Origin of the sequence: Leptolyngbya sp. CCY15150 (assembly GCF_016888135.1) — a bacterium.
Lineage (GTDB): Bacteria > Cyanobacteriota > Cyanobacteriia > RECH01 > RECH01 > RECH01.
Genome location: NZ_JACSWB010000110.1, coordinates 1 through 8,894, shown reverse-complemented (window position 1 = coordinate 8,894; position 8,894 = coordinate 1). Strand labels below are relative to the sequence as shown.

4 protein-coding genes and 1 pseudogene are annotated in these 8,894 nt (G+C 54.9%); all 5 read right to left on the bottom strand.

Annotation, left to right across the window (positions count from 1 at the left end; translation table 11 throughout):
* Positions 1 to 382: 382 nt before the first annotated feature.
* Positions 383 to 3,516, bottom strand: a pseudogene (locus JUJ53_RS01390) (efflux RND transporter permease subunit).
* A 95-nt stretch (positions 3,517 to 3,611) separates the two neighbouring features.
* Entirely contained in the window at positions 3,612 to 5,258 is a 1,647-nt protein-coding gene (locus tag JUJ53_RS01385; protein ID WP_204150194.1) for an efflux RND transporter periplasmic adaptor subunit, read from the bottom strand.
* A gap of 232 nt (positions 5,259 to 5,490) precedes the next feature.
* Positions 5,491 to 6,156, bottom strand: a complete 666-nt coding sequence (locus JUJ53_RS01380) for a DUF305 domain-containing protein (protein ID WP_204150193.1) — start codon at positions 6,154 to 6,156, stop codon at positions 5,491 to 5,493.
* A gap of 444 nt (positions 6,157 to 6,600) precedes the next feature.
* Positions 6,601 to 7,728 (bottom strand): WG repeat-containing protein, encoded by a 1,128-nt coding sequence (locus JUJ53_RS01375; protein WP_204150192.1) that lies wholly within the window; start codon positions 7,726 to 7,728, stop codon positions 6,601 to 6,603.
* Positions 7,729 to 7,962: 234 nt separating this feature from the next.
* A complete protein-coding gene (locus JUJ53_RS01370) occupies positions 7,963 to 8,715 on the bottom strand; it encodes a glucose 1-dehydrogenase (protein ID WP_204150191.1) in 753 nt (250 codons plus the stop codon).
* Between the last annotated feature and the right edge of the window lie 179 nt (positions 8,716 to 8,894).

The following is an 8,894-nucleotide window of genomic DNA, read 5'->3' as shown; positions in this document are numbered from 1 at the left end:
CTTTAGAAGGCGGCAAACTTGAATTGCGAGTCGTTTTCTTGACCCGCTTTTGCTTGAGCTTGTCCACCTCTGAGCGCAACCTTTGCAGCTCCTGCCACAGCCCTCTAATCAGGGCATCCTTTTCGGCGTGGCTGAGTCCATCGAGAGGGGGCAGTTCCTTCATGGCAAAAGCTTATCATCTTCTGTCAAAGTTGGGCTTAGGTCAACCTAGTTGAGCAATTACCTCACCACTGGTGCCACAAGCCCCTAGGGTTAGAGCCAGGCCGAGAGCCACCACGGAAAAGGTCAGGGTTTTCTTAACGGTCATAGCGTTGTTCCTTACTTCAAGAGAAAACATCAGATTATCTAGGGGCAGCACCAAGGCTGCGACCTGAGACTTGGCTTACTGAACCAGCGCAGGATCGTGGGGCTCGGTTTCAATCTCTGGGGGCGACAGGGGGGCCACCACCTTGGGAACCAGATGCCGCCCAAACTGAGCGTATAGGGATGGCAACACCAGCAGCGTCAGCGCCGTTGAGGTGAATAGCCCGCCCAAAACGACCACGGCTAGAGGCTGCAAAATTTCCTTGCCTGCCCCGCTACCAAGTACCAAGGGCACATACCTAGGGCCGAGGTGAGGGCCGTCATTAAAATAGCCACCAGCCGCTCTGAGGAACCTTCAACAATGACCTCCCGCAGCGGCATCCCCTGGGTCAGCTTCGTGTTGTAGTTATCGACTAACAGCAGGCCGTTGCGGGTGGCTACGCCAAACAGGGTGATGAAGCCGACCAGCGACGCCACCGACACTACGCCACCCCCCAGGGCAATGGAGGCAATGCCCCCCACCAGAGCCAAGGGCAGGTTGACCATAATCATCACCACCCCCAGCACCGATTTCACCGCAAAATACATCAGCACGGAGATGACGACGATCGCTAGCCCCCCAAATACCAACAGGTTGCGGCTAGCCCGTTGCTCTGACTCAAACTGCCCGCCGTACTGAATGTAGTACCCCGACGGCAGTGATACAGATGCGCTGACGCGATCGCGAATCGCGTCTACCACTGAGCCCAAATCGCGCCCGGCAACGTTAGCCGACACCACAATTAAGCGAGAGACATTTTCTCGGTTGATGGTGTTTGGCCCGGTGCCGTAGTCAATGCGAGCCACCTGAGCCAGGGGAATTTTTTGACCGACGGGGGTATCAATTAAGAGATTGGCGATCGCCTCCAGGTTATTGCGAGCGTCATCTTTGAGCCAAACCAGCAGATCAAAGAGCTGCTGCTGCTCTAGCACCTGAGAGACCACGCGCCCATTTAGGGCCGTTTCGACAACGCTGGCAATTTGCCCCACGGTGAGACCGTAGCGGGACGCAGCAGGCCGATCAAACTGAATCTGCACTTGGCGGATAGGCACTTGGGGCTCCAGTTGCAGATCCACCAGGCCGTCGATATCGCGAATTGCGGCTTCGACGTCGCTGCCGATGGTGCGGAGCTGGTCGAGGTCGGGGCCGAAGATTTTAATGGCGATCGCGCTTCTCACCCCCGATAGCACCTCATCCATGCGGTGGGTAATAAACCCGCCCACGCTAGGGGCAATGCCGGGAATGCGGGCAAACTCTTCGCGAATGTGCTCGATGGATGCTTCGCGATCGCGCAACCCCTCCTGGCTCAGCTCGATGTCAACGTGACCCAAATTCACCCCACCGGCATCGGCATCCCCCGGTGCTCGCCCCGCCCGCAACTGCACCGTCGTGAAGCGGGGATCATCCTTAAGCGCCTCCTGCATGGCTAGACCCGCTTCGTTAGTGGCCGCCAAGGATGACCCTGGGTACAGCAGCATCGCGTTCACCAGAGAGGGCTCTTGGAATTCTGGCAGAAACACTCGCCCCAAACTCGAAAACACCACTAGAGATGCCACTAGAGATGCCAAGGCAATGGCCAGCACCAGCTTGGCGTGGGCCATGACAAACCGCAAAGCCGGTTGATACAGCCGTTGAGACGCCCTGGTCACCCATGTCTCATCGCTGGGCAGCGGACGGCGGGCCAACAAGATGGCGCACAGGGCTGGGGAAAGCGTCATCGCCACTAAGGTAGAGGCAAAAATCGACACCAGGTAAGCCACCCCCATGGGGGCAAAAATCCGCCCCTCGACCCCCGTCAAACTAAAGATAGGGGCAAACACCACCGCAATAATGACGGTGGAAAAAATAACGCTCACCCGCACCTCTACAGAGGTGTCATAGACCACCTTGAAGGGATGGTCTGGAGTGCCCGCCAACTGGTTTTTGCGCAGCCCGCGATAGGCGTTTTCCATGTCCACAATCGAGTCATCGACCACGGAGCCAATGGCGACCGCTAACCCGCCCAGGGTCATGGTGTTAATGCCCTGGCCAAAGGCATTGAGAATGATCATGCCCACCAAAATCGAGAGCGGAATGGCGCTTAGCGTAATCACCGCCGTGCGCCAGTTCATCAAAAACAGCAGGATAATAATTGAGACGATGATGATGCCGTCGCGCAGAGAACCCAGAACGTTTTCGACCGACGCCTCAATAAAGTTTTCCTGCCGAAAGGTTTCGGTAACGACGACATCCTCGGGCAGCGACGCCTTTAGCTCCTCCATAGCGGCTTCCACGGATCGGGTCACGGAGGGAGTATCGTTGAGGGGCTGCTTGTTCACAACCAGCACCACCGCTCGCTGGCCCCCAACGCTGCCGTCGCCCCGCTGCAGGGCGGCTCCAATTTGAACATCAGCGACATCTTGCAGCGTGACTGGGCGGCCCTCTCGGGCAGCGACCACCGATGCTTGCAGTTGCTCAATCGAGTCGAGCCGTCCTACACCGCGAATAATCAGCTCTTGGTCGGGGGTATTGAGAAATCCACCTGCGGCATTGACGTTAGCTGCCTCGGTCGCCTCGGCCACCTCTTGCAGCGACACATCAAATGCCACCAGTCGGTCTGGATCCACCAACACCTGGTACTGCCGCACGTCGCCGCCGTAGGCAATGACTTGAGAAATACCTGGCACAGCCAGCAGCCGATTGGTGACATCGCGATCCACCAACCGCCTCACTTCCATGAGAGGTGTCGTTTCCGCCGTAAAGGCGTACATCAAAATTGTGCCGATGGGCGACGAAATCGGCGAAATCTGGGGAATGCCAACCCCCTCGGGCAGCTTTTCTTGCACCTGCTGGAGCCGCTCAGTAACCAGCTGTCGAGCCTGATAGACATCGGTACCCCAGCGAAAAATCACTTTGACCACCGAAATGCTGACCGCCGAGGATGACCGCACGGTTTCGACCCCAGGGGTGCCATTGACGGCGCTCTCAATGGGCAGGGTAATCAGCGCTTCCACCTCTTCGGGGGCTAAGCCCGGTGCTTCGGTTTGAATTTCAACCTGGGGAGGCGCAAAGTCTGGAAACACGTCCAAAGGCATTTGGGTGAGGTTGTAAATCCCCAGAAACGTCACCACGATCGCCCCGATGACCACCAGCCACCGCTGGGCGATCGACCACTTTAAAATGTTATCTAGCATCGTTGTCGTTCAAAGCTAAGGGACTCCGGCCACCATCACTAGCGCTGTAGGGTAGGCAATGTTCACCATCAGGAGAGACACTTTCCAGACCGCAGTTACTTGTGCGAGGGCTCTCCCTCTTCCACTAGAGGCGCAGCCAGGGTTGACCCAGCACCATAGCGGGGATGCCCTTGTGCTGAAGGCAAAGCCACCTCGTCGTTGATGGCTAAGGCATAGTTCGGACGCTGTCGCTTGGCCCACCAGATTCCGGCGGCAAAGGTGGTGACGGCGATCGCCCCACTGCCCAATCCCATCGCCCACCAGGGAATGCCCGCAGTTGCAACGGCCTCAACGGGGGCTGCAGTTTCCTCTGCTGCCTCAGTTCCCCCACCCCGCAACGACTGGGCGTAGAGTTGATTGGCCCGCTGGGTGACGACTTCATCGCCCTCAAACAGACCATTGAGCACTTCGACCTGATCGCCCGCTGTTCTCCCCAGGGCGACATCTACGGGTTCGAAGGCATTGCCATTGCGCACAAACACCAGCGGTTGACCGTTGGCTTCTACCACCGCTGATTGGGGAATCGACATGACAGCCTCTGGTGTACTCTCGGTGAGCACCTCCAAGGACGCAAACATACCGGGTTTGAGCGTACCATCGGCATTGTCTAGCTCTGCTTGCATAGGTACAACCCGAGTTTCGCCATCGACCACCGAACCAACCGTGGTAATTTGCCCCGCAAAAATTTGATCGGGCAGGCTAGAAACCGTGATCCGTACCCGTTGCCCAGGGGATACCTGGGACAGGTCTTTTTCATAAATATTGGCGGTGGCCAACACAGTGCGGTTGTCCACAATGGTCATCAACACCGCGCCTGCATCCTGGGCTGATTGCCCCAGGGTAACGTTGCGGTCGGCAATGGTGCCTGCAATGGGCGCTCTAATCACGATCGTGCCGTCTGGGTTAGGCGTGGCCCCAAGCTGCTGCAACCGGGTTTGGTAGGTCTCTGTGCTGAGCTGAGCACGAGATTGCGCCACATTCAAGGCAGTCTGCGATCGCTCCACTTCGGTACGAGCATTCAGGACATCTAGCTGACTCTCCACCTCGGTCAATACCCGCCTAGCCTCCGCCAATCCAGCCTCTGACTCCAGGAGCTCCCGACGGGCGATCGCTCCTTGCTCAGCTAGCTCTAGGTCGCGATCGTACTGTTCTTGAGCTACCCGCAGATCGGTCTGGGCTCCCTCAATAGCCCTGAGGGCAATCTGCTGCTGTTGCTCGTAGGTCTGCTGGGCGAGTTGCACATTGGCCTCGGCCTGCTGCACGTCTCCTTGCCGCTCAGCAAAATTTTCCAGGGCAGTCACCCGCAACTCGGCCAGCTCTCCACTGGTGATGACCGCAAGCGCCTGGTCTGCTTCCACCCGCTGCCCCGGTTCCACCAGCAGCTGAGTCACCGTACCGCCGACTGGGTTGGTCACCGATACTTGCCGCCCCGGTGAGGCTTCGATTTGCCCCGTCGCCTTGACCCCAAACGTCAAAACCTGCAGTTTTACCGGCTCTACGATCAGACCAATGCGGTCAGCCACCTCTGCATCAACGTCAACACCCGTTGGGTGTGCGCCGGCCTCACCTCCCTGAAACTCATCGCCATGGCCAGCATGGGCTAAGACCTTGCCAACCGGAGCTAGCAGGAGGATTAGCAAAGCAAGCCGAGGGAGCGATCGCCCTCTGGCCATAACACACAAGCGATCGGAGATAGCTGTCATAGACGTGCCCTTGAACCACTCAATTACAGTCTTTGGAGAAAAATGCCCTTAGCTTCCCAAACATCCCACAGAAAAATGAAATCAGGATGAAATTCGGCAATGAGTCACGGTCATAGGAGCAGCTTCATGTAGGGTCACCTCGATATATCGTTTGGCCATCGTTCAGGAAATATCCAAGCAAACAAGCCCCAGAGTCTTTCTGAGGCCTGTCGAATTCTATTTGCTAAGGAAATTACTGGCCATACCAGTCTCTTCGCCACTGTTCCATCTGATCAATTTCAACCTGTTGGGTCGCCAAAATATCTTGGGCGAGTTGCTGAATGTCTGGACGGCTGCTTTTCTCTAAAGCATCCTGGGCCATAGCTAGTGCTCCTTCATGATGAGGGATCATGCCATTGATAAAACGTAGGTCAAACTCATCATCGGCAGCACCCAAGTCACCACTCATCATCATGGCAGCTTGCATATCAGACGTCATAGCCATGGAATGTCCCATGGCTGCGTGATACATTACGGGCTCATCGCTTGCATCTGGGTACCACGCTTGTCGCCACTGCTGCATGCGGTCAATTTCAACCTGCTGAGCAGCAATAATTTCCTCTGCCAATTGCTTTATTTCATCCCGCTGGGAATTTTGTAGAGCTGATTCTGCCATAACGACTGCACCTTGGTGATGCAAAATCATGCCGTCAATAAATCGTAAGTCGAACTCTGCATCACTCGGGCCGAGATCCATCATCATGGAGTGGTCGGCCATGGGTTCATCTCCCATAGGCATAGTCGTAGAGTCTGATGCTTTAGGTGCTGAAGCTGACGTGCTGCATGCACTCACGATGACAGGTAAGGACACCAGTCCACCTACTACTATCCATGAAGCCAATTTTTTTCTCAGAGTCATCGGATGTCAAACCTTTTTTTCACTATAAAGACGGTTTCTCGCTTTCAAACGCGCTGACCAGACCAGCAAAACTATCAGGTTTCAGTTTGCCACCCAAAGATGAAATGCGAATGAAATGGAACAGGACTAAACGCTCGGCAGATAAAAATCTTGGCACGAGAGTTGTCCAGGGCTAGAACGACGATACATGGCACAGATGGATGCAAGGGTATGATTAGCTAGTTACTAGACCTCATCAGCAATGAGTTGCTCGACATACAAATAGATATAGTGGCTATAAGATCGATCGGTTTCGGGCTAAGAATTGATGGCTTTTCCCAGTTCCGATTCAGTTTACTACTTAAGGTTATAGAACCGAATGAGCCTGACGTTCTCAGCAATTAACCTAGCTTCTTCCTGGGAAGATACTGGATGTGTTGATGTTGAGGGTAGATAGGCTTTCCATTAGCGGTAGATAAAACCGCAGCGATCGCCCCCCAAACAAACACGGGCAAACCCGTCGGAAAAGGAATAGACGTCGCCATAGCTAGGACGAATAGCCCAACGACCTTGGCGATCGATGAATCCCCAACGGCCTCCAAACCCTCGCTCATCTGCATCCACCCGGACTGCTGCCACCCCCAGCCGAAACTCCAACGCACTATCGAATTTCGGTTGGACGACCCATTCCCCCGTTTTATTGATGTAGCCAGATTTATAGTTGGATTCGACACCAGCAATGCCGTCCGAAAAAGCCAATGTCCAAAAGAAACGAGGAGCAATCCGCCAAGCGCCTGTGGTGTCGATGTAGCCCCAGCCTTTTTCGGTTTCAACAGCCGCCAGCCCTTCGGCGAATGACCATGCTAAGCGGTATTGGGGCGGGATCACCCAGTTCCCAGTGCGATCGAGAAAGCCCCAACGGTCACCATCCTGGGCTGCGGCAACGCCTTCTTGAAAGGAGCGTATATTCATGAATTGGGGGGAGACGATCCATTGCCCAGTGCGATCAATGATGCCCCAGCGATCGCCCACCAACACCGCTGCACGGTCATCTACAAAACCATCTGCGGCATCAAATTGAGGCAGAATCACCCATCGTCCATCCCGGTTGATATAGCCCCAGCGGTCATTATGCCGCACCGAGGCCATGCCCTGCTGAAACTGGTAGTCGGCCATGGCCCGGATGGGTTGTGGCCCTGGCAGCGGCTTGCGCTGGAACTGGGGTTCAATCACCATCTCACCGGACGGGTCGATAAACCCATACAGCCCCTCTTTCATAACGGCTGCCAACCCTTCCGAAAAGTCCTGTGCCAGATCAAACTCCGCCGGAATCACTAGATTCCCTTGGTGGTTGATGTAGCCATAGCCCTGATGGAACACTGGCTCGACTTGGGCTAATCCTTCGCGGAAGCTATGGGCGGAATAAAACCAGCGATCGCCCAACAGTTGCCCAGTCTGAGGCGTAATGTCTTTAGCGCGGATGGGATAGCGATCGCACCCTACAGCCCCCAACATCATGCACCCTAGCAGAACCATCCCCCCCAGGCTCAACCCCCACCGTCGAATCCAACGCCGCCCTCGCTTCGCAGCCATGCCAGTCCTGTCTACTCCAACATCTACAATTCGAAATTTAAACTTCAAAAAGCCTCACGGAAGATGGGTCGATAGCCTTTCAAGGGCTTATGGACTCTCTGTCTCCCTTGAAACATGAATGTCAGATATTGATTGATGCGAAGCCAGCTAACGTTTGCGCTCACCGGACTCAGATAGCCTTTGCAACTTATCAACCCTATCGAAGCGTTCCGGGCGCGGTTGTTAGGCGGCTGGCTACTTCTGAACGGCTGTGAACCCTCCATCAACAACTAGATTATGCCCCGTTACAAACGCAGCCCCATCTGAACAAAGCCAAACTACTGCCTCAGCAATATCTTCTGGCACCCCGATTCGCTGTAGTGGAATTCCAGCAGCGACTTGATCAAGCATTTCAGGGGGGGCTTCTGCCCATAAGTCAGTTTTCACAGCACCGGGGCTAACGGTATTAATCCGAATTCGATCAGCAGAATATTCAGCCGCCGCTGCACGAGAAAGGGCGATTACTCCTGCCTTTGCTGCGCCATAAGCTCCATAATTTGCGACGCCAAGCAGTGCGCCTTGAGACGACGTGTTGACGATCGCACCTCCTCCTAACTGCTGCATGACAGGAATTTCGTACTTCATCGATAACCAAACCGACTTGAGATTCGCATTAATCTCAAAATCCCAATCTGCCTCTGACAGGTCAGCAAGTTTGCCAGAGCTTCCAGACCCAGCATTGTTAAATGCATAGTCAAGCCGACCGTAGGTTTCAACTGTCTTCTTAACCATTGTTTCAATATCAGAGGCCTTTGTGACATCTGCTTGAACAAACACTGCTTTGCCACCTACGTCTGTGATGAGTCCAACGGTTTCTTCTCCCTTGTCTGCGCGGCGAGCTACGACCACCACACTCGCCCCAGCCTTGCCGAATGAAATCGCAGTTGCACGACCAATACCAGAACTTGCACCCGTCACAATTGCGACTTTACCAGCCATTGAACTCATGCTTTGCACTCCTGGTCACAGCACTTTGAAATTATCCTACAAATTCTAGCTCAGCTAGCTTTTGCACTTGTAGATGACGTTCGGGTGTATCCCACTTTTGTAGCCCTCACCCTAAATCCCTCTCCCAAGTCGGGCGAGGGACTTTGAATCTAGCTCCCCTTCTCCCGTTTTTGGGAGAA